Origin of the sequence: Maribacter sp. TH_r10 (assembly GCF_033101095.1) — a bacterium.
In the GTDB taxonomy this organism is placed as follows: Bacteria; Bacteroidota; Bacteroidia; order Flavobacteriales; family Flavobacteriaceae; genus Maribacter_A; species Maribacter_A luteus.
In genome coordinates this window covers 88,317-111,772 of record NZ_JAWMPY010000010.1, presented here as the reverse complement: position 1 = coordinate 111,772, position 23,456 = coordinate 88,317, and the positions used below count along the sequence as shown (strand labels likewise).

21 protein-coding genes are annotated in these 23,456 nt (G+C 38.1%); 17 read left to right on the top strand and 4 right to left on the bottom strand.

All coding sequences use genetic code 11. The annotated features are described in order from the left end of the window. Positions 1–196: 196 nt before the first annotated feature. The 16 genes from gndA to R3X28_RS17935 all read left to right on the top strand — a co-directional run bounded on the left by gndA (position 197) and on the right by R3X28_RS17935 (position 13,039). Positions 197–2,056 (top strand): NADP-dependent phosphogluconate dehydrogenase, encoded by a 1,860-nt coding sequence (gndA, locus tag R3X28_RS18010; RefSeq protein ID WP_317666212.1) that lies wholly within the window; start codon positions 197–199, stop codon positions 2,054–2,056. Positions 2,057–2,080: 24 nt separating this feature from the next. Then, positions 2,081–3,358: an Nramp family divalent metal transporter gene (locus tag R3X28_RS18005; protein WP_154368643.1), complete on the top strand. Its 1,278-nt coding sequence runs from the start codon at positions 2,081–2,083 to the stop codon at positions 3,356–3,358. Between the two features lie 96 nt (positions 3,359–3,454). Next, complete coding sequence (locus R3X28_RS18000; RefSeq protein ID WP_179955148.1) at positions 3,455–4,147, top strand: FadR/GntR family transcriptional regulator; 693 nt, start codon at positions 3,455–3,457, stop codon at positions 4,145–4,147. Positions 4,148–4,178: 31 nt separating this feature from the next. Beyond that, the gene (locus tag R3X28_RS17995) at positions 4,179–5,276 is read left to right on the top strand and encodes a polysaccharide lyase family 7 protein (RefSeq protein ID WP_317666208.1); all 1,098 of its coding nucleotides are present in this window, start codon (positions 4,179–4,181) and stop codon (positions 5,274–5,276) included. Between the two features lie 94 nt (positions 5,277–5,370). Next, positions 5,371–6,141 (top strand): SDR family NAD(P)-dependent oxidoreductase, encoded by a 771-nt coding sequence (locus R3X28_RS17990; RefSeq protein WP_154368647.1) that lies wholly within the window; start codon positions 5,371–5,373, stop codon positions 6,139–6,141. A gap of 386 nt (positions 6,142–6,527) precedes the next feature. Continuing rightward, on the top strand, positions 6,528–6,836 hold the full coding sequence (locus R3X28_RS17985; RefSeq protein ID WP_179955149.1) for an ArsR/SmtB family transcription factor: 309 nt from the start codon (positions 6,528–6,530) through the stop codon (positions 6,834–6,836). 48 nt (positions 6,837–6,884) lie between these two features. Beyond that, positions 6,885–7,121: a thioredoxin family protein gene (locus R3X28_RS17980; protein ID WP_154368649.1), complete on the top strand. Its 237-nt coding sequence runs from the start codon at positions 6,885–6,887 to the stop codon at positions 7,119–7,121. 45 nt (positions 7,122–7,166) lie between these two features. Then, entirely contained in the window at positions 7,167–8,144 is a 978-nt protein-coding gene (locus R3X28_RS17975; RefSeq protein ID WP_317666203.1) for a permease, read from the top strand. Beyond that, complete coding sequence (locus tag R3X28_RS17970; RefSeq protein ID WP_317666201.1) at positions 8,141–8,818, top strand: formylmethanofuran dehydrogenase subunit E family protein; 678 nt, start codon at positions 8,141–8,143, stop codon at positions 8,816–8,818. Before R3X28_RS17975 ends, R3X28_RS17970 begins: the two co-directional genes overlap by 4 nt. A 17-nt stretch (positions 8,819–8,835) precedes the next feature. After that, positions 8,836–9,273 (top strand): nitrophenyl compound nitroreductase subunit ArsF family protein, encoded by a 438-nt coding sequence (locus R3X28_RS17965; RefSeq protein WP_154368654.1) that lies wholly within the window; start codon positions 8,836–8,838, stop codon positions 9,271–9,273. Next, positions 9,274–9,981, top strand: coding sequence for an aromatic aminobenezylarsenical efflux permease ArsG family transporter (locus R3X28_RS17960; protein ID WP_317666198.1), 708 nt, complete (start codon positions 9,274–9,276; stop codon positions 9,979–9,981). A gap of 186 nt (positions 9,982–10,167) precedes the next feature. After that, positions 10,168–11,235 (top strand): polysaccharide lyase family 7 protein, encoded by a 1,068-nt coding sequence (locus R3X28_RS17955; protein ID WP_317666196.1) that lies wholly within the window; start codon positions 10,168–10,170, stop codon positions 11,233–11,235. Between the two features lie 31 nt (positions 11,236–11,266). Beyond that, complete coding sequence (locus R3X28_RS17950) at positions 11,267–11,740, top strand: DUF1572 family protein (protein WP_282056965.1); 474 nt, start codon at positions 11,267–11,269, stop codon at positions 11,738–11,740. Positions 11,741–11,918: 178 nt separating this feature from the next. After that, positions 11,919–12,083 (top strand): hypothetical protein, encoded by a 165-nt coding sequence (locus tag R3X28_RS17945; RefSeq protein WP_317666193.1) that lies wholly within the window; start codon positions 11,919–11,921, stop codon positions 12,081–12,083. A gap of 41 nt (positions 12,084–12,124) precedes the next feature. Continuing rightward, positions 12,125–12,649 (top strand): DUF3124 domain-containing protein, encoded by a 525-nt coding sequence (locus R3X28_RS17940; RefSeq protein ID WP_317666191.1) that lies wholly within the window; start codon positions 12,125–12,127, stop codon positions 12,647–12,649. A 3-nt stretch (positions 12,650–12,652) separates the two neighbouring features. Beyond that, complete coding sequence (locus R3X28_RS17935; RefSeq protein WP_317666189.1) at positions 12,653–13,039, top strand: DUF2306 domain-containing protein; 387 nt, start codon at positions 12,653–12,655, stop codon at positions 13,037–13,039. A gap of 58 nt (positions 13,040–13,097) precedes the next feature. On the opposite strand, the gene R3X28_RS17930 is transcribed toward R3X28_RS17935, so the two are convergent. From R3X28_RS17930 to R3X28_RS17915, 4 genes are all read right to left on the bottom strand, one after another. Then, positions 13,098–13,988 carry a transglutaminase family protein gene (locus R3X28_RS17930; protein ID WP_317666187.1) on the bottom strand — a complete coding sequence of 297 codons (891 nt, stop codon included), beginning with the start codon at positions 13,986–13,988 and terminating at the stop codon, positions 13,098–13,100. Between the two features lies 1 nt (position 13,989). Continuing rightward, positions 13,990–16,551, bottom strand: a complete 2,562-nt coding sequence (locus tag R3X28_RS17925) for a circularly permuted type 2 ATP-grasp protein (RefSeq protein ID WP_317666185.1) — start codon at positions 16,549–16,551, stop codon at positions 13,990–13,992. A 12-nt stretch (positions 16,552–16,563) separates the two neighbouring features. Further along, positions 16,564–19,890, bottom strand: a complete 3,327-nt coding sequence (locus R3X28_RS17920) for a transglutaminase family protein (protein ID WP_317666183.1) — start codon at positions 19,888–19,890, stop codon at positions 16,564–16,566. Positions 19,891–20,219: 329 nt separating this feature from the next. Further along, positions 20,220–21,698 (bottom strand): helix-turn-helix domain-containing protein, encoded by a 1,479-nt coding sequence (locus tag R3X28_RS17915; RefSeq protein ID WP_317666181.1) that lies wholly within the window; start codon positions 21,696–21,698, stop codon positions 20,220–20,222. Positions 21,699–21,818: 120 nt separating this feature from the next. Between R3X28_RS17915 and aceB the strand changes: the two genes are divergently transcribed. Next, positions 21,819–23,417, top strand: a complete 1,599-nt coding sequence (gene aceB / locus R3X28_RS17910) for a malate synthase A (RefSeq protein ID WP_317666179.1) — start codon at positions 21,819–21,821, stop codon at positions 23,415–23,417. Positions 23,418–23,456 lie beyond the last annotated feature (39 nt).

Here is a 23,456-nt window from a genome sequence, read left to right as displayed (position 1 = left end):
ACCCTTTTTATACCGTTTATTTTTAAGAGTTAAATTATCTATGTAAATAACAATCCCATAATAATTTTAGCATTTAGTTATTATTTTAATAATAATTACATTATATTTGGTTACCCAATTTGGTTACCCAATTTGGGCACCCAATTTGGATAACCAATTAATCATAACTAAAATCGAAGCAAATATTATTTTTATTATGGGAGTATCTGGTGTTGGTAAAAGCACTATAGGCTCCTTATTGTCAAAAAAATTAGGTATTCCTTTTTTCGATGGGGATGATTACCATCCTGAGAGTAATATTTTAAAAATGTCTAAAGGAGAACCTTTAAATGACAAGGACAGACTGGATTGGCTACGAACTTTGAACCGGCTCGCCGTAAATCAATTAAAAACCAACAGTTGTATAATAGTTTGTTCCGCCTTAAAAGAAAAGTATCGGGAAATATTAGCTTATTCTATTGAAAGTAAATCAAAATGGGTTTTTCTCAATGGTTCTTTTGAACATATACTCGAAAGAATAAAAAATCGAAAGGGTCATTTTATGCCTGCCCATTTGCTAAAATCACAATTTGATACTTTAGAAATCCCTAAAAACGCCATTGAAATAAATATCGATCAAACACCCAATAGCATTGTGGAAATAATAAAAAACGAGATAATATCCAAATCACAATTTGGTCTCTTTGGATTAGGAGTTATGGGCAAAAGTCTATGCCGTAACTTAGCAAGTAAAGGTTTTAGAATATCGATGTTCAATAGGCATGTTGAAAGTAAGGAAGAGGACGTTGCGGTAAATTTCAAGAACGAATTTGAAGAATTATCTACAGCACTTGCCTTTGATGACATTGAATTTTTTGTAAATTCTTTACAGACACCACGAAAAATCATGTTGATGGTGAATGCTGGTAAAACAATAGACTTGGTTATCGAAGACATCTTGCCATTTTTGTCCGCAGAAGATATTTTAATAGACGGGGGTAATTCTAATTACAATAAAACCAAGGAACGGTTTGATTATTTAAAATCTAAAAATATTCATTTTATAGGTACAGGAGTTTCCGGTGGTGAACAAGGAGCTTTAAAAGGCCCATCCATAATGCCGGGAGGTGATAAAGAGGTTTATGAAAAAGTGAAGCCATTTTTTGAGGCGATAGCTGCCAAAGGTGAAAACAATTTACCCTGTTGCTCCTACATTGGACCTGAAGGGAGCGGTCATTTTGTGAAAATGGTACATAACGGAATTGAATATGTAGAAATGCAATTATTGGCCGAAGTATATACATTTCTAAAAGCATTGGGAAATAATCCCGATCAAATAGCAGATATTTTAGAGTCTTGGAAAGAAACGAACAGTTATTTATTAGAAATTACGATTGATATCCTTAGAAAAAAAGAAGGTGATGATTGGTTGATCCATAAAATAATGGATAAAGCTGGCAATAAAGGCACAGGAAACTGGACAACTATTACAACCGCCCAATTAGGGGTACCCAGTACCATGATCGCTTCTGCCCTATTTTCACGTTATACTTCTTTTTACAAAGATGAAAGGACAGCAGCAAGTATAAATTTTAAAGCAAAAGATAACTCTAAACCTAATATAACCAATACCGATATTTTAAAAGCCTATCAATTTGCAAGAATAATGAATCATTATCAAGGTTTTAAATTAATCATAGAAGCATCCAATAGTTATAAATGGGAATTGAATTTAAGTGAATTGTCTAGAATTTGGACCAATGGTTGTATAATCAGATCCGACCTTATGGTAAATCTGGTCGAAGTTTTTAAATCAACCGACAATTTATTGACCAGTGATATAATAATTCAACAGCTTAAGTCTTTAAAACCGAGTATTAAAAAAGTAGTTTCCCAAGGTGTTTTAAACGAGTTGCCAATCCCGAACTTAAGTGAATCGATTAACTTTTTAAATTGTTTTACAACAGCAAATTCATCAGCAAATTTAATACAAGCCCAACGCGATTATTTTGGAGCCCATACTTATCAAAGAATAGATGATAAATCTAATAAATTTTATCATACAAACTGGATATAACAGACTAACTTAAACTAAAACCCAATGCCAATATCCCAAAATAAAACATCCATATTAAAAAAAATCATTGCCATCATATTAGGCTTTGGTCCTGGAATCTTTGCTATAGGCTACACCATCGGCACAGGAAGTGTAACGTCTATGATCGTAGCCGGAAGTAAATTTGGAATGCAGTTATTATGGGTGCTTTTGGTAAGCTGTTTGTTTTCGGGAGTCTTGATGTTTGCTTATGGAAATTACGCTTTGCTCACAGGAGAAACCGCACTTTACGGTTTTAAAAAACATTTAAAATTCGGAAAGACCTTAGCAATTTTGATAATTATTGGAATTACGTTCGGGCAATGGAACTCCTTAATGGGGATCCTAGGTATTTCCGCCAATATAATCTTCGAAATATTAGCCGTTAATTTCGAAGGCTTGGTACCCCTTAAATACGAAATAGTCTTAATTACAGCCATAATAATCATAGTCGTTTTCTATTTACTTATGCTGGTTGGAAAATACACTTTTTTTGAGAAGATTTTGGTCATTTTCGTCACCATAATGGGCTTTTCGTTCATACTTTCATTGTTCTTTGTCCAACCACTTCCAATAGATGTTGTTAAAGGATTGATACCTACAATACCCAAAGTTCCTGGAGGCAAAATGTTAGTGGCCGCTTTTGTAGGTACAACCATGGCAGCAGCTACTTTTTTATCCCGTCCACTCTTCGTCAAAGGAAAAGGATGGAATGCCAATAATTTGAAAGAACAAAAGAAAGACTCCATAACCGCGGCGATTTTAATATTCATAATAAGCGGTACCATAATGGCAGTTGCATGTGGAGCACTATTTCACCAAGGTAAAGTAGTAACTGAAGTTTTGGATATGGCCAATACATTGGAACCTGTTGCAGGAAAATGGGCGGTTAGTATATTCTTTTTTGGCGCCTTGAGCGCCGGGTTATCATCTATTTTCCCTTGCCTATTAATCGCACCTCTCTTAATCGCAGACTACCAATCCGGAAAGTTAGATACTTCGTCCAGACAATTTAGAATCATAACCGCCTTAGCATGTTTAGTTGCTTTGATCGGTCCGGCATTTGGGGCGAATCCCATAGAAATTCAAATTTTGTCTCAGGTATTCAATGTATTTGTTTTACCAATAGTGGTTCTCGGAATCATATTAATGCTAAGCAATAAAAAAGTTATGAAGGGTTATAAGACAAGTACAGGTGTATATATAGGTTTGTATGCAGCATTGTTCTTTTCTTTGATTATTTCGTTCAATGGTATATTGGCACTTTTAGAATATTCCGTTTAGGATTTTACCCTAATGCCTTATTAAAATATCACCATATCCTGATTCAAACCCTTATTAATTATATAAGACCAACACAATTTAAAACATTTAATTTCCGTGAAGATTAGTTTAGTAGATAAGAATGCGAATAGGTTGTTCCAAAATGATGTGATCTGTAAAATTCGCGATTTGATCAATATTAGAAATTTAGAATATGGAGATAAATTGCCTTCTGAAAGAATCATGTCCGAAAAATTCAATATCAAAAGAAATCATATTAGGGAAGCAATAAGGAAGTTGGAGTTTTACGGGGTTCTGAAATCTATGGCGCAAAGCGGTACTATTCTCGCTATTGGATTAACGGGGTTCAATGGTATGGTAGATGAAATTATTTCCCTAGACCCCCCATCTTTTGATGAATTGGTAGAAACTAGGATTTCGTTGGAATTAAAAACGGTTTTTCTTGCTTCAGAGAGAAGGACCGATGCGGATTTAAAGAAGATAAAAGATTCCCTAAACGCCTATAAAGCCAGAATCATTGAAGGCCAAGATTATTTAGAGGAAGATTTATTGTTTCATTTAGCAATCGCTAAGGCCAGTAAGAACAAAACCCTTTTGACATTAATGCTTTTAATTACACCACCGATTCTTTCAACTTATGAAAGGGATAAAGTCTGTGAGGGCGATAAAATCGAATCTGAAATCAAAAAGCATGAAAATATTTACTCTGCTATTGCCAATAAGGATCCTCAACTTGCTGAGGAAATGATGAAAGATCACTTTTTCAAATTATCAAAATACATAGAATAGAAGTACTACTTAAAATTATAAAGCAAAAAAAATGGATAAAAAAATCATTAAAACCGCATCAAAATTACTACTATTAAGTTTGTTTCTAATACATATTGGTTGCAACACCACTCCTAAAAAATCGAGTAATAAAGAAAGTGTCAAAACCGTGTACGCTAGCGACGTTATTCCTTTTTTCAATCATTGGAAATTGATTTTAGGTGACGGCTCCAATGTTGGTTATGCAATAAATTATGAGAACAAGGATTTCTTTTACACCGTTAATGAAGATAGTATAAATTGGGTAGTTTTCAAAGCACCAAATAGTGGTGAGACACACGGAACCTCGAACAACACTAGAACAGAATTGGCACAAGTTAAAAAATGGTACCCAAAAACCGCTAACGATAAATTGACCGCTACACTTAAAGTCATGAATGTATCGGCTACGGGTGACGCCCGTGTCGCAGCCTCACACGCTGTAGTGATTGGCCAAATCCATAGTGCAGATAAGCATGAAAACGAACCACTTAAAATATTCTACAAGAAATTTCCGGGCCATACCAAAGGATCCGTTTTTTGGCACTATGAAATCAACACAAAAGGTGATGATAATTCTAAAAGATGGGATTACTCCACTGCTGTTTGGGGCAATGACTTTTCAGTTGTTGGCGCAGAAGCGAACACTTACCCTCCTGAGCCAAAAGACGGTATTGCCTTAGGTGAGGAATTTACCTATAATATCGAAGTTAAGGATGGTATCATGACCTTGGAATTTATGAGTGAAGGCCACGAAACAAAAACGTTCACAAAAAATTTGATCGAATCAGAATATATTACGACCGCGGATATTCCAGAGCAAACAAAAAAATTATTTGTGCCAATTGGTCAAGATGGGGTTGAACTTAAAGAAGCGTACACAGGTGAAGGTTTGTTTTTTAAACTTGGTGCATACAATCAAACAAATGGAAAATCGCCGGAAGTAAATAGGAATTGGTGTTCTGGTGCAGAAACACATGGGGGAGATATTCAAAAGCAATATGAAGACGGAAATTATACTGAAGTATGGTTTAAAACAGGGGAAATTTCCATAAATAAAGATGCAGTTTCGAATGAAGGCTATTTTAATAAAAATGACCATGTCAATTAATTTAAAATATCTTAAAACCCTAAGAATAAATTTACATGAACCAAAATATGACGGATTGTAGGTTACAAGTGACCATTAAAAACGAATAAAAAACATGAAAAACATTAATAAATTAGTCGGTAAAAATGTCCTAATAACAGCTGGGGCCCAAGGAATAGGTGAATCCATAACAAAACATTTCATCGATAGTGGAGCCAATGTCGCCATTCACTATTTTTCCAGTGCCGAAACTGCGAATCAATTAACCGAATACGCTATTAGTAAAGGACAAAAAGCGGTTGCCATAGGTGGTGACCTAACAAAAGAAACAGATGCGAATGCATTAATTGAAGATACCGTAGCGTCTTTAGGTGGATTGGACATATTGATAAATAACGCAGGCTCACTTGTTTCCCGTAAATTACTCAGTGAGATGGAGGCTGATTTCTGGCACAAGGTAATGGACATTAACCTAACATCCATGATGTTCGTAACTCGGGCAGCATCTCCTTATTTAACACAAAATGAAAATAGTAGCATTGTTAATTTGGCTTCACTCGCCGGGCGAAAAGGAGGCCATCCAGGTTCTTTAGCTTATTCTACCAGTAAGGGAGCCATCCTCACATTCACCAGGGCACTGTCCTCAGAATTGGGCCCCCAAGGTGTAAGGGTCAACGCTGTTGCTCCGGGACTTATTCTAGGCACCTCATTTCATAACACACATACAACAAAAGAATCTGCCGACGAAACAACGGCCGGCATACCTATCAAAAGAGCTGGTAACGCTAATGATGTGGCACGGGCAGTAGTATATCTAGCCTCTGAATACGACGGTTTTATTACTGGTGCTACGCTCGATATCAATGGTGGCGTCTACAATATGTAATCGCCATTCACGGGAATGTTGTCTTCATTGGGCTTAAGTATTTAAAAGTTCGATAAAAAATTGGCAACCCTCATTGATTATGGCATAACATTGGTTATTAACTAATACCCTCTAAAGAACCTTGAATAGTCCGGGTTAATTAGAGGGTGTTTTAATAGCGATATGTTAGCTTAATTACCGTTGAGCATTATTTCAAATCCAAATACTACATCAGTACAAAAAATAAGAAATATGAAAAATAATTAAACAAAAGCCCAAAATGTGACAAATGTCACTTTTCAAGCACAAAACCTATCGTATATTTGCGATAAGAAATTTGAAATGGGCCGAAATACAAAACCAAAAAAAGTACATTTTGGCAAATTTTCATTACCAGATAAAAACAGGTGAAAAGAAGTTTAGAACATATTACCTACGGAAAAGATACAGAAGCTTTGGCGAAATTCGCCAAAGCCTTAGGGCATCCTACCCGAATAGCGATTTTAAAACATCTAGAAAATCAATCATGCTGTTTTACAGGGGATTTGGTCGATGTATTCCCATTGGCCCAATCAACGATTTCCCAGCACCTTAAAGAGTTGAAAAACGCTGGTCTTATCCAAGGTGAATTAAAGCCTCCAAAAATTAAATATTGTATAAATCAAGAGAACTGGCAGACAGCCAAAACTATGTTCAAAGATTTTTTTGAACGATAATTTTTTAATAATCCTATCGTCTATTTGCGATAAACTAAATTTTAAGTCATGAGTAAAGTAATTAAAATCCTAGGTACAGGTTGCCCTAAATGTCAATCTTTGACCGGTGTAGTTAAAGAAGTGGTAAATGAAAACAACATTGACGCCACTATTGAAAAAGTTGAGGATATCATGGATATCATGAAATACAATGTAATGTCGACCCCTGCTTTGGTGATTGATGATGTGGTCACCATCAAAGGACGTATACCCTCAAAAGATGAAGTACTGGCCCTACTGAACTGAAGGGTAAAACCATTGTAAATCTAATTATTTGTAAATCCATTTAACATGTTTGATTGGGTACAACATTTGGCAGATTGGTTTGTCTATAATGTATTGAAGTTAGGCCAAGGAGAACATTTATCCGAGGCCTTGAACTTTTTCATTTATGACACCATCAAGATTTTGATCCTACTTTTCGTGGTTATATTTTTTATGGGAATAGTAAATAGTTACTTTCCCATAGATAAGGTCAAAAATTATCTATCCAGAAATAAATTATACGGATCGGAATATCTTATGGCAAGTCTTTTCGGTACAGTTACACCTTTTTGTTCCTGTTCCTCGGTTCCCCTGTTCATTGGTTTCGTAAGTGGTGGGATTCCCCTTGGGGTTACTTTCGCTTTCTTGATTACCTCTCCCCTTGTTAATGAAGTGGCCGTTGGCCTATTTATTGGACTTTTCGGAGTTAAAATGACCCTGATCTATGTATTCAGTGGTATTTTGCTCGGCACTATTTCCGGAATGGTTCTTCAAAAATTAAAATTGGAATCCTATTTAACTCCTTGGGTTAAAGACATTTTGGCCAATGCCCAAAAAGAACAAGATGCTTTTATAGCCGACAAATCATCTTTAAGGGCAAGATTACCCATAATTTGGGCAGAAGTACTTAAAATTCTTAAAGGAATCGTTCCTTATGTAATCGTGGGAATTGCTATTGGCGGATTGATGCACGGTTACATTCCAAAAGGTTTTTTTGAAAAGTATATGGCCAAAGATAACCTGTTCGCGGTGCCGATAGCCACAATATTGGCCGTACCCATGTACTCGAATGCATCCGGTATACTCCCGGTAATTCAAGTTCTGGTATCCAAAGGTATCCCTATAGGAACTGCAATTGCCTTTATGATGGGCGTCGTAGGCCTATCGTTGCCAGAAGCCATGCTCTTGAAAAAAGTAATGACCTTAAAGCTTATAGGAATTTTCTTTGGAGTCGTAACCCTTTGTATCATCATTTCAGGCTATATATTCAACATTATCTTATGAAATCGATAAAGTACATTCTCTTATTATTCTTGACAGTTAGTTGCAATACAACAAAAGATACGCTCAATACCACCCATAACGCCAAGGCCATAAAGGTTTTGGATACCGATTTTTCCAAAGGAAGATTAACACTGGGACATAAAGTAACCTTGGAGGACCTAGAAAAATTCCATGGTCATTTATGCGATGGACTCATTCAAGGTTTTTTAGGAATACAAGAAGGATTAAAATTGCTTTATCCGTCCGGGATCATTGACCGAACAAACACCAGAATCATTAGTAACAGTTCTCCTTGTTTAACAGATGTTGCCATATATATTACAGGTGGCAGGTATCAGTACAATTCATTTTATGTTGATGATTCGATTCAGGATGCATTTTATATCCTTCAGAGAAAAGACAATAATAAAACCGTGAAAATTAAATTGAAAAAAGGTGTAAAACCATTGGAAATAGATGAATTGGGTGCAAAAGCGGTAAAAGGGGAGTTATCACCCTGTGATTTGGACAAACTCAAAAACCTTGAGGACAAATTTTCCGGGAAACTATTATCATCCAATCCAAAAATAATTTTTGAAGTAACCGAAATATCCAATTTCGATTGGAAACCCCAATTAAGAAACGACTATACAAAAATAGATATCCTAAATAAAAACAAATCAAAATGTCAATAATTAAAAACTCCATCAACATGAAAACAATCAAATTTTTAACAGCAATGGCCATTATTCTGGCATTCACTTCTTGTAAAGGCCAAAATGAAAGCAAAACAACAGCCAGCGATCAAGCAATTTCAAAAATAGAGGTACTGGACTTTCATTCTACACATAGATGCATGACATGCAATGCGATCGAGGCCAATACCAATTTTACTTTGAACACGTATTTCCCCAATGAATTAAAAGAAAGCAAGATAACGTTCCAGGTCATTAACGTAGATAAGGAAGAAAATGAAGCAATAGCCGAAAAGTTCCAAGCCGCCGGCACATCATTATTCCTTAATGTAATAAAAAACGGAAAAGAAAAACAGATTGACATGACCGATTTTGCCTTTATGAAAGGAAATGACCAAGAGGCATTTTCCAAAGAGTTGAAAGCAAAAATAGAATCGGAACTTAAAACACTTTAAATGGATTATTTACAATCCTTTTTAGAACAATACAACATACCCGTTTTATCAGCATTTGTACTCGGACTAATGACAGCCATTAGTCCGTGTCCTTTGGCAACCAATATTACAGCAACCGCTTTTATCTCGAAAAACATCTCAAGCAAACGAAAGGTGTTCCTTAGCGGAATCTTGTATTCGTTGGGTAGGGGGTTTAGCTACACCGTAATAGGTCTTATCCTATATTTTGGGGCCAGCAAATTCCATATTGCCAGATTTTTTAACCAAAATGGGGAAAAATACTTGGGGCCACTTTTAATAGTGATCGGATTGATCATGCTGAATATCATAAAATTGAATTTCTTGGGTACTTCTAATTTTCAAGAGAAATTATCAGACAGGTTCAAGGATAAAGGGCTTTTAGGTTCTTTTCTAATCGGTGTGATATTTGCCTTGGCCTTTTGTCCCTACAGTGGTGCCCTATTTTTTGGCATGTTGGTTCCCATGACGATTTCCTCTGCGGACGGACTTTTTTTACCCATTATATTTGCTTTCGGAACGGGGCTTCCCGTTATACTTTTTACATATTTAATGGCTTTTGCCTTGGCCAAGGTCGGTGTTTTCTATAATACCATTACAAAAATCGAAAAGGTCATGCGTACCGTTGCCGGAGTGGTTTTTATCATCACAGGTGTCTACTATGTTTTTATTTTCATTGGTGTTTTTTAAAAAACCACACCCTAAGTAAGAACTTATATAATCAACAAAGGATAGTTCATTTTAAATAGGCCATAGCATAGGGGAATGCAAGGAAATCCTTAACTTTAAGCCTTGACCAAATAGCCATCGATTCCAATGGGAATTTATATGGGTCAAATCATTTAGTTAAAGGTAAAACAACCCAAAAAGAAATAAATGAACACCAAATTTGTTAGAACGTTATTAAGGCCCATATCTATTATCTGTATCGCATTATTGTTCAACAGTTGTTTGGAGAAGATTAAAAGCTCTAAGATAAAAACTGAGGAAACCACTACTTACCCCAGTGATGTAATACCGTTTATGGACCAATGGAATATCCTCTGTGGTGATGGCACTAGTGCTAAGGAATTAAAAGAATTTGAACACAAAGATTTCTTTTATGTCACGAATGATGGAAAAACCGATTGGGTCGTTTACAAATCCCCCAACTCTGGCATCACCTCGAAAACCTCCAATAATACACGAACGGAATTAGGCCAAAAGAAGCACTGGAAAACAGAAACCGGTGGTAAATTAACAGGAACCCTTAAGGTTATGCATGTTTCAACTTCTGGTGACGCAAGGGTCGCGGCTTCATATTCCGTAGTTGTGGGTCAAATTCACGGTAATGAAGGCCACGAAAATGAGCCTTTAAAGATTTTTTACAAAAAATTCCCTGGGCACAAAAAAGGTTCTGTGTACTGGAATTATGAGATCAACACAAAAGGTGACAACTCCAAAAGATGGGATTATTCAACTGCGGTTTGGGGTTATGACATGTCAGTGGTCGGTTCTGAGCCAACATCATACCCTGAAGAACCAGAGGATGGAATAGAACTAGGGGAGGAATTCAATTATGAGGTTAATGTTTACAACGGTATTATGTATCTCACTTTTTCAAGCGAAGGCCATGAGACCAAGAAATTCACCAAAAGCCTCGTAAAATCGGAATTTGCGGAAAAATCGGATATTCCCCAACAAATCTTAACCTTGTATGCCGCAATAGGTCGTGATGGTATAGAGCGAGAGAATGCATATGCCGGGGAGTTACAAAATTTTAAACAGGGAGCTTATAACCAAACCAATGGAAAAGTCCCGGAAGAGAATATTGTTTGGAATACGGGATCTGAGACCTACAATGGTGATATTGCAAAACAATATACCAATGGATGCTATACCGAAGTCTGGTTCAAAGAAGGTACGGTAGGTCCTGGGATGAATCCCACAGAAAATAATCCATAGTCATTTAACATTACTGAAAATCGTACATTAAATGAAAAGTGCACAACAATTGGCCGATCGGTTGGAAGAAACTATTCTTAATGGCACCTGGGTCGCGAATACCAATTACAAAGACCAATTGAATGATTTGGATTGGAAAACAGCGACGACCAAAATCGAATCACTGAATTCAATTGCAATTCTGGCACAGCACATTCATTATTATACCAAAGGTATTTTAGAAGTTTTTAAAGGAGGTACACTTGATATAAGCGATAAATACAGTTTTGACTTCCCTCCTATTTCATCTCAAAATGAATGGGAAAACTTCCTGAACCGATTTTGGAATGATACCGAACAACTTATCAAACTGATAAAAGAACTACCGGAAGATTCATTGAACCACGTTTTTGTAGATAAAAAATACGGTACATACCTAAGAAACATTAACGGAATGATAGAACACAGTTACTATCATCTTGGGCAAATCGTACTTTTAAAGAAAATGCTCTTGAACGGGAATTGAATGTACCTAGTTCTTTGAAGGAAACCCCAACCCTTCCTGCCCTATAAAAGACATACCATATAATTACCGCCTATTCACTAACTTTGGGTCTATAAAAAACCATTACCCATCCCCTTTTTTAAAATAATAGGACAACCAAAACAAAAAAGGTATATCCGCTAATATCGTAATTAGAAATATGGAAAAGAAGAAAATAAATTATGCGAAAGTGAACATTGCTTTTGGAATTCTAGCTGTTTTAGGAGGAATTGCCTTAATGTTCTTAGGACAATTTATCATGGGAATTTCAGGAGCTGTTATTGGTGCTATAGCCGCAATAAGTGGATTAAAATTAATGAAGTAATCAAGGTATGACCGATCCAATGCCCCTAAACAAGCAATGAAATGAAAAAAACGACAATACTCACCATCCTGTTTCTAACGATTCTTCTTACGTCTTGTATAGAGAAGAACCAGAATCTTAATTTCGCAGGGGAAGATAAATTCTCTGCCCTGGAATTAGAGAAGATACCTGATAATTTAGTAATGAATGACACGACCTACGTACCTATCTATTCAGATATCTATAATGAAACAAAAGACACGCGATTCAACTTAACGGCAACCTTAAGTTTAAGAAATACGAGTTTAAGCCACAGCATCTACATTACTTCCATAGAATATTACAATTCTTCCGGAAAGAAAATAAAAGAATACCTGAACAAACCTATTGTTCTAAAGGCCATGCAGTCGGTGGAATATGTTATAGAAGAGAACGACACTTCGGGCGGTACCGGTGCGAATTTTGTAATTACATGGAGTGCCAATAACAAAGATGTAGCACCTATATTCGAGGGCATCATGATCTCTACCAATGGGCAACAGGGAATTTCATTTACTACCAAAGGGGTTTCAATAAGTCGCAAATAACATATGGATTATAAATATTTAATGTACCTTCATCTAATAACCGTTGTGCCATGCTTTTTCATAGGTACAATGCTACTGCTAATTAAAAAAGGAACCTACATACATATAAATTTTGGCAGAATTTATATGATACTAATGGTCATTACTGCTGTTATAACCCTTTTTATGCCTGCCGAAGTAGGCCCCAGGTTCTTAAATCACTTCGGATATATACATAGCTTTAGTTTTCTAACCATCTATACCGTACCTACCGCATACTGGGCCATAAAGAAAGGTAATATAAAATCACATAAGCGCAAAATGGTGCTATTGTATTTTGGGGCAATCCTTATAGCCGGAGGCTTTACCTTTACGCCTGGCAGATATCTTCACCAACTATTTTTCGGATAAAGTGAAAGGCAAAAAAATTGATTTTAAAAACGGACAACTCTTAATCCAAGTGTTGACTTTACCCAATTGCTGAAATATCAACAGCGACCTTAAGCTTACTTTTTCCACTACCGTAAACCACACCTTTTAAAGGGGGCACATCATAATAGTCCCTACCCCATCCTACTACAAGATGTTGATCGGCAGGTATCATATTATTGGTGGGATCAAAATCAACCCAACCGAAGCCTGGGATAAAAATTGCGAACCAAGCATGGGAAGCATCTGCACCAACTAATTTTTCCTTGCCCTTTGGCGGTAAGGTTTCTATATAACCGCTAATATACCTTGCAGGCAAGCCTACAGAACGTATACAGGCAATGGCTATTTGGGCAAAATCCTGGCAAACCCCTTTCTTTTCTTTCATTACTTCAGTAATGGGTGTAGCTATACTGGTAAATCCGGATACAAACTTAAAATCGGTATAGATGCGTTGCATGAGTTCAAAAGCCGCATCGAATACCGAACGATTTCCCTTGAAAGAAACCTCAGCATATTCCCGAATCCGTTCATCTGTTCGTTTTATGAAAATAGATTCTAAAATATATTGTTTGGCGTCCAAAACCCCCATATCGTTACCTTGTAAGGCAAAAAGTGCTTCATTCATAGTGACTCCCCTACAGGTTTCTGACGCAAAAGAATCCTGAAATTGAGCATAATCGCGAACTATTTTACTTTTTGTAGTCACCTTAAGCACCTTATGCTCTGTTTGAATGGAGAACCGTGTGATATAGTTTCCAAAAAAATCAATACGCTCCGATATTTCCGCTGGTTCTGGGGAAATAAGTATCTTATAATCCAACAATGATTGTCCTTTTGACTCCCTTGGCCTTAAGGTGGCTATGTTATGGCAATAATTTACTGGAGCATTATATTCGTACGTGGTGGTATGTGTAACGTTGAAAACCATATTAAATAGGAAATGATTGCATGACCAATTGATTTTGTTTATCGGTATGGTTAAAATAAGTACTCGTTATGGTTTGCGATGTTTTATACAAAAGATCGGATAATTCTTCCAATAACGTATCTAAGTCTTCCCTAAAGAAATCGGACTCGGATTTTGTTTTAGCCAGCTTTGAGGATTCTGCCAAACGTAATTTGGAGAAGGCTTCAAAAATATACTTTTGATAGTTACTCAACGAGTGGTCTTCTTGGGAATGTGGTAAACGGGCAATATCTTTCTGGATCCTATTCAACATGAATGTCAAAGATCGAGGATACTCCAGATCCAAAACCACTAGATCCAATACATTTTCCAATTGAATAAAAGAACGATAGCTGTACCTATAAATATTAAGGCTTTCATGACTGGTCAACAAATATTCCAATAGATCATATTCTATCTGTTCTTCATATTTGATAGTAAGTAAGGAGCGACATTTGGAAATGGTAAGCATACTTTGCTCCAATTGAAGTCCGATAAAGTAAAGCAACAATCCCTGTTGAACCAAAATACTCTCCTCTATCAACCCCATAAATGCAATTAAACGGGTAATCAACTGGTTAAGCACTTTTAAAATCTTATTTACGGAACGATCTTTATCATCCTGGAAATTTTGCCATAGTTTTTGGATGTTCTCGAACACCCGCCACATATCCGAAGACCAAAGATTACGAATAGCATAATAAGAATTACTGAACATTTCAATAGTATGTGCCAAACTCCCGGGCCTATTTTTATCCAATATAACCGAAAGCATTTCTTCCATAGGATTCTCCATGGCCAATTTACCTTCTGTCGTTTTCTCCGCAAAGCCAGGATACGTACCTGTTAAATGGGTTACGGCCTTGAACAATACTTGAAGCTTGACCGAATCCGGTTTTTCATTCCTGTTCTGTACCAATGCTATTTGTCGCATGACCATGCGTATAAAACGTGATATGACCAATGTACGCCCAACATAGCGGCCTGCCCAATAAAGGTTTTCTGCTGTAAGACTAGGTAAATCGTTAAGGCCAGATATTGCTATTGGACTCCTATTCTGCCACTGCCTATTTTTATCTTCCTTTATGGGGTGGTCTTCCAAAATCCAAAAGTCCTTGCTTGTTCCACCTCTTTGGTTAGATACCCTAACGGTCTTACTATCCGGCGCCACACGAACGAGTCCGCCTGGCATTACACTATAACCCTTATCGGAGGCTATACAAAATGCTCGGGTAACCAAATTTCTGGATTCTATTGTTCCTTGGACCAAATTCGGGGCTGTGGAAAAACTAATTTTTTCCTGGGCCACATAACTATAAGGACTCCGCTCTATCTCTTTCTTAAGATCATTCAATTCCGAGGAGGTCATGAATTCCGCAAAGTGGATACTCTCCCTATTGGTACGGTCAATTTTCTTGATCACCAATTGGGATAAATTATCAAGAACATATTTCTTTTCCTGTTCCTGCCCGCACCACCATGAAGCAATTTGTGGCAAGATCAAACTCTCATTGAGAAAATACTTTGCTATGCCTGGCATAAAAGGAATTAAACCAGGATTTTCGATAACCCCACTACCTACCGGGTTTATTATTGAAACATTCTTTCTTCTAACAACATCCAATAAACCGGCAACGCCCAAATGGGAATCTTCCCGGAGTTCAAGAGGATCCGTATAGGCATCATCGACCCTTCTCAAAACTACATCTATTCGTTTTAGTCCTTGTAAGGATTTCATCCATAGGAATCCATCCCTAACCACTAGATCGTTACCTTGCACCAAAGGATATCCTAAAAATGAAGACAAATAGGCATGCTCAAAATAGGTTTCATTACGTGAGCCAGGGGTTAAAATAACGATATGAGGGTTCTCTTTCTTTACTGGTGAAGCATTGATCAACATCTTATCCAGGTCTTTAAAGAAACCTGAAAGGCGCTTCACGTTCATTTTGCCATACATCTCTGGTAATATCCTACTTGTGGTAGACCTATTTTCAAGGGCATACCCCATTCCTGAAGGTGCTTCTGCCCTATCGTTCACAATCCATAACCGACCATCGGTGCCACGTGCCAGTTCTGCGGCATACATAGACAAAAATTTATCGGTCGGGTATTCAATTCCCGCACATTGCCTAAGAAACCCACGATGGCCATAAATGACTTCGTAGGGTACAATACCGTTTTTGATAAGGTTTCGTTCCCCATAAATATCCTTTAATACCAGATTCAACAATTCTGCCCGTTGTTTTAAACCGGTTTCAATGGTTGACCATTCGTTCTGATGCAATAAAAAAGGAACCACGTTCAAATTCCATGGGCGATGCATTCCCTTGGGATCGTTATAGACATTGTAGGTAACCCCATTTTCAGAAAGCAACCAATCAATATCTTTTTGACGTGCCATCAACCCGTTGACACCTAGTTTATCAAATTCGGTAAGTAATTTATTCCAATAAGGTTTTATACCGTTATCAGGGGTGAACATTTCATCGTTCTTATACTCTGTAATATAATTACTTAACCAGCTGGTACTTGTTATCGGCATATAGATTATGAGTTACTTCTTTCGTAAATCCAGTACATGTGGATACTCAGGGTTTTTAGGTACTTCTTTGAACACAAAAGTATTGGATGCATCCTTAGGTTCCACCATTCGACCTGTAAAATTTGTTGTAGGTCCCATTTCCATAGGTGTCACTTCCCCTTGTGAATGTCCAAAATCCCAAAAACGATTGATCCTTCTAGACTCCGCCTCATAACTGTTTACAGGATAGGTATCATAGGAACGACCTCCAGGATGGGCTACAAAATAGGTACAACCACCAATGGATTTCTTATTCCACATATCCACAACATCGAATACCAGAGGAACATCTACCCCTATAGTAGGATGCAATGCAGACCAAGGCTCCCATGCTTTATAGCGGATACCTGCAACATACTCCCCTTTTACACCTGTTGGACTCAGTTCTATTTTAACCCCATTACAGGTTAAACTATATCTTTCTGCGGTAAAGTTGTTGACTTTTATCTGCACCCTTTCCAAAGAAGAATCGACATAACGTGCGGTTCCCCTTCCTGACATTTCCTCGCCCAACACATTCCATGGTTCAATGGCCATACGTAGTTCAATTTGCATGGAATTGATTTCTACCTGTCCATATAATGGGAACCTGAATTCAAAAAACGGATCGAACCAATCTAATTTAAACGGATAACCGGCATCGTTCAATTGCATGACAATATCCTTTATATCCTCTTTTACATAATGCTCCAATAGAAACTTATCGTGCAGCTCCGTACCCCATCTCACCAAGTCGTGCTTATAGGGTTTCTTCCAAAACCAAGACACCAAAGTACGCACCAAAAGCATCTGCATAAGACTCATCTGGGCATGTGGCGGCATATCAAAAGCACGTAATTCCAAAATACCGAGCCGCCCAGAGGAAGAATCCGGGGAATATAATTTATCGATGCAGAATTCCGCCCTATGGGTATTCCCCGTAATATCGGTAAGTAGATGACGGAACAAACGATCGGTCAACCAAAAAGGCACTTCTCCATCATCTGGAATCTGGGAAAATGCGATTTCAAGTTCATAAAGATTCTCGAGTCTTGCCTCGTCTACACGTGGCGCCTGACTTGTTGGCCCAATAAAAGCGCCCGAGAACAAATACGAAAGTCCGGGATGATGTTGCCAAAAAGTTAGAAGACTACGAAGTAGTTGTGGGTTACGAAGTAAAGGACTATCGGCTGGAGTAATACCTCCCAAAGTTACGTGATTGCCTCCTCCCGTTCCCGTATGCTTACCATCAAGCATAAACTTTTCTGTTCCCAATCGAGATTTTTTCGCTTCCTCATACAATGTAAATGTATTGGAGGTCAGTTCTCCCCAATTCTTTGCCGGATGAACATTTACCTCGATAACCCCTGGATCCGGAGTAATCTTTAACACTTCCAACCGATTGTCCCTTGGGGGCTCGTATCCTTCAATAATCACGGGCACTTCCAATTCCTTTGCCGTTGCTTCGATACTGGCCACTAAATCCAGGAATTCTTCCGCACTGTCCAATGGCGGTAAGAAAAGAAATAATTTATCATCCCTTACCTCAGCACATAAAGCTGTTCGTACATAAGGCTGTTTTTTCAATGAGGTGGTGGGTGCATTCGACGCCAATCTTTTTCGCAACTCTTCCCCATAGCCCTTTAAGTTCGGTTTGGTTTCGAACAGCTCAGGTTCCGCTGTTGGTTCTGAGGGTACTTCAGGATCTTTAGGTAAGGATTCCAAAGGCAATCGCAATCCTACCGGCGAATTTCCTGGCGTTAAATAAAGGTAACCACCCCTAAATTCCCATTTATTGGTAATCCAATATCCATTACTTTTGGCCAAGGGTAAAACATGTCCTACGGTTTTGCCTAAACCTTGCTCCATTAATTCCCCCAGCTTTCGCCTTAAGGCCGTATCTTTTTTATTGTATTCTTTTGGATTGACATCTACGGGAAGTTTACCTTCTTCCCATAAGAAATAGAAGCCATCTTCAAAGGCCGGAATAATGGAATCATTCGGGCAAGCTAATTTATTTGTCAAGGTATGTAGAAAGGTACTTGTAATATCTTCGCGCAACGTATAGGTTTCCGTAAAAGAAGCTAACCATTTGGGGTCTTTCCAAATCGCTTCACCATCCTTTCTCCAGTGAATTCCGATTAGCCAGCGCGGTAAGGGTTCTCCCGGATACCATTTACCTTGGGCATGGTGTAACATTCCCCCTTTACCGAAAGAATTCAACAATCGTAAGGAAAGGGAACTTGCCAATTCCCTTTTATGTTCCCCATCTGCCTCGGTATTCCATTCTTCACCTTCCATATCATCGATGGAAACGAAAGTGGGCTCACCGCCCATTGTAAGTCTAACATCATTGGCTTGAAGCTCCTCTTCCACTGCGAACCCAAGATCATATATGGCCTTCCATTGATCTTCTGTATAAGGTTTGGTAACGCGTGGTGATTCAAATATCCGGGTAACCGAATTATCGAATTCGAATTCGGTCTCACAAGGATCCGTAAGGCCATAAACAGGGGCGGCACTTTCAAACGAAGGGGTGCATGCCAAGGGAATATGCCCTTCCCCTGCCAAAAGTCCGGAAGTGGCATCCAAACCGATCCAACCTGCACCAGGAATATATACCTCGGACCATGCGTGCAAATCCGTAAAATCCTCCTCTGGCCCTGAAGGTCCGTCCAAAGATTTTTCGTCCGATTTTAACTGTACCAAATATCCTGAAACAAAACGAGCTGCCAACCCTAAATGTCTTAGGGTCTGCACCAACAACCAGGCAAAATCCCTACAGGACCCCAATCTACGTTCCAATGTCTCCTCTGAGCTCTGCACCCCAGGTTCCATACGTATGGTATAATCCAGATACTCATATATTTTATGGTTCAGGCCGGTAAGAAAATCGATGGTCCGTACTGGGGTCAGATCTAGCTTACTTATCCATTCCTTTAACAAAGGACCGTCTTCGGTGACTTCCAGATAAGGCATAAGTTCTTTTTTCAGGTCATTGGAATAAGCGAAGGGAAATTCCTCGACAGCTTCCTCAACGAAAAAATCAAAAGGGTTTATGGTTTTTAAATCAGCGATGATCTCTACCTCTACCGATAGTTCCTCAGTTTTATCCGGAAAAACAATACGGGCCAAATAATTTCCGAAAGGGTCTTGTTGCCAATTGAAAAAATGGTTTTCCGGCTTAATTTTTATTGAGTAAGCCCCTATTGGCGTTCTACAGTGGGGCGCTGGCCTAAGCCTAAAAATATGGGGAGAAAGATTTACCCTGCGATCATATTTGTAAACCGTTTTATGGGCGATAACTACTTTTAATGCCATTTGGAAGTTGAATTTTCAGTACATCCTAAGATAAGCCTAATATCAGCAACCTTTTCAACGGGACTTATTTTAACCTACACTTTTGTATATAAATAATTAATTCCTACTCCTTTTTATCAGATTGGCGATCTTAAAGGGTTTTTTCTGTTTTACAAAAATGGGTTTTATAGTCAATGCCCCCCTACAACAAGCCAAGACCTAACATGGCCATAAAGTGCATGAGTTGACATTTTTTAAAAAATATATTTATTACACAAGCCCTACCCTACAAACCTAGGATGGGAACCCGAAAAGAAAACAACAAGCCTACACCCTCTTTTTAACGATTTTCACGAACCGAACCTTTGGTTCAATTCTTCCACTATTTTCTCAATTTTTATGTTTTTGGCCTTTTTCTCCAACGCAATTGCTGGTGCTTTTCTAACCTTACAATCCTTTATGGCACATCGTTCACAGGTGACCCCCACATTTTGTGTTTTGATCTTAGGGTCGTCCAAAAACTTAACTTTTCGCTCTAACTGTTTGTTCAAAAGCAAACCAATGGTTATGCTACGATAATAATCTTGCTTAAAGGGATCTTTCGTGGCTGAAGAAAATACCAAATATTTCATTCCGTCGTCCTCGTAATTGGAAATCTGAATATCGAATTCGTGTTCATTTTTACTCTTACGAATATCTTTCAACATCTTTATGGACACCCACCTTCTACAATAATGCTCATTGGTTTCATTCGCATGTGGTGAATGCTGATGGGACAAATGCAATTCCTTTTTTAAATGGAATTGATCACTTTTAGCCTTATGTGTAAATCGCAAGAAAAAAAGATTTTGAATATTGAATTCCTTGGGTAAAATATTGGTGAGACGTTGATAAAATGATTCCGGAGAAGCATTAAAAGAGTTAATGGCTTGTAAGAACAAGGCCGTATCAAAAGTGGTTTTTTCAAAAACACTACTCAATTGCTCAGTAAGCCTAGCTTTGGGTATTACCAAGGCACCCGCAAAATAAGAAGCATAAAAGTTGTTCAGTACTTGATCGAAGGTATCGAACTTAATCCACGGAAAAGTATACAGACGTTCCTTTATCCCTAAAAAATTATAAGCAAGTTCCTTGGCATAAATAAAGGTTCGTTGGGCCTCATCGATTTCATTGGTAAGTAGTAACGTTTTCGTTTTTGGCACCAAAACAGAACGTAAACTACCCAAGGCCTCATACTTCAACAATTCGTTTTCATTGATCTTATATCCAAATTCCTCTATCAAAATTTCTTCGAGTTCTTTGGATGACAACCTGCTATCCAGATCAATCTGGTAGGCTTTGGAAAATTTAAGTACACTTTGTTCCAAATCGTCAAAATAGTTGTTGTTTGCCTCTTGGAACGAACGAACCGATGCAAGGTAAAAACTCTCCCTACTGAAATTATAGTTTTGCGCGATCTCTATAATCGTACTTATAAAGGCATTTACCTTAACCGGGGCATTGGCAACAATATCTATCAGGTTACTTTCTTTGATCCCGAAAAGCTCTAAAGGAATCTCTTTCAAGATCTTGGACTTTAATAAATTCCCGATCGGAGCAAGGTTTTTATCTAACTTCAAAGACACCATTTGGTCATATGGCACGTCCAATTTCTCGGAAAGAATGGCAATTTTGTCAGGTTTTGGATATTTTTTTCCGTTTTCAATTTCGTTCAAATACGATTTTGAAAGACCCGAAAGTTTAGATAATCCGAACAAGGATAAATTCCTGTCAGTCCTTATCTGCTTTAGCTTTAGCCCAAATATCAATTTTATATAACCTTCTTCCATAATTACAAATATAAGCTTTTTGCGAACATGTATTTTTTTGCGAAAAAACATTTTTAGCGAACGTTCGCTTGTTTTTTTTAAATCTTTGTTTTATCATTGTTGTCTAAATTCATTAGCACCATGGAAAACACACTATTAAAAAAATCGAATATTATCTTCTCAAAGGAGGTAGATAATCACTATCCCGAAATCCTCACCGAAGAGGCTTTGGCCTTCCTATCCGCATTACACCAGAAGTTCAACAACCGAAGGTTATCGCTTTTGGAAGAACGGCTAAATCAGCAGAAATTCTTCGATGCAGGCGGTTTTCCAAAATTCCCGAATGAAACAATGGAAATTCGCAATGGCGAATGGAAAGCCGGCAACATTCCACATGACCTACAGGACAGGCGTGTAGAAATTACAGGGCCGGTAGACAGGAAGATGATCATTAACGCATTGAATTCAGGTGCCAAAACCTTTATGGCCGACTTGGAAGACAGTACCGCCCCAACATGGGAAAACGCAAATGAAGGGCAACAGAACCTGATTGATGCCAATAAAAAAACCATCTCTTTTGTTCATCCCGATAATAGCAAATCTTACACCTTGAACCCAGAAACCGCTGTTCTATTGGTAAGACCCAGAGGACTGCACTTGAACGAAAGACATATCATCATAAAAGGTGAGGAACTATCTGGCAGTTTAATGGATTTTGGTCTTTACGTATTCCATAACACAAAAACACTTATGGAACAGAACACAGCACCCTACTTCTATCTGCCTAAATTGGAACACTATACAGAAGCACGTTGGTGGAACGATGTATTCACATTCGCAGAAGAATACCTTGATGTACCCAACGGTACGTTCAAAGCAACGGTTTTAATAGAAACGATAACCGCAAGTTTTCAGTTAGATGAAATCATCTACGAACTAAAAGATCATATCGTGGGGTTGAACTGTGGCCGATGGGATTACATATTCTCATACATCAAAAAATTCAGGAACCACCCGAATTTCGTTGTCCCCAACCGTGATCAAGTAACGATGACCTCACCTTTTATGGATGCATATTCGAAATTGGTGATCCAACGATGTCATAAAAGGGGAATATTGGCCATAGGTGGTATGGCGGCCCAAATTCCGATCAAGAACAACCCATCCGCAAATGCAGAAGCTTTGGAAAAAGTAAGAAAGGACAAGAATCGCGAAGTTAAGAATGGTCACGACGGCACATGGGTAGCCCACCCGGCCTTAGTGGCAGTTGCAATGTCAGAATTTGATAAGTACATGCCCACACCAAACCAGTTGCATGTTACCAGGGAAGATATACAGATTACCGAAGCGGATTTGGTAGAAATACCTAAAGGTACCGTTACCGAAGCCGGCATCAGAAAAAACATCAATGTCGGTATTCTATACCTAGAAGCATGGCTACGCGGATATGGCGCCGTTGCTCTCTATAATTTAATGGAGGATGCCGCCACTGCGGAAATATCCAGGACCCAAGTGTGGCAATGGCTTAAGAACGAGGTTAAACTAGAGGATGGACGAAAATTCAACATTGCTCTTTATGCCGAACTTTTTGATAGTGAAATCGAGAAGATCATTACCGAATATGGGGAAGACAACCTGAAGAACACCAAATTCAAACTGGCATTCGAACTATTTGACCAATTGGTACTTTCCGAAGAGTTTGAAGAATTCTTAACGCTAACTGCGTATCAATACATATAGAAAAAAACAATCCTGCGATTGCGGACACAATCAACAGGA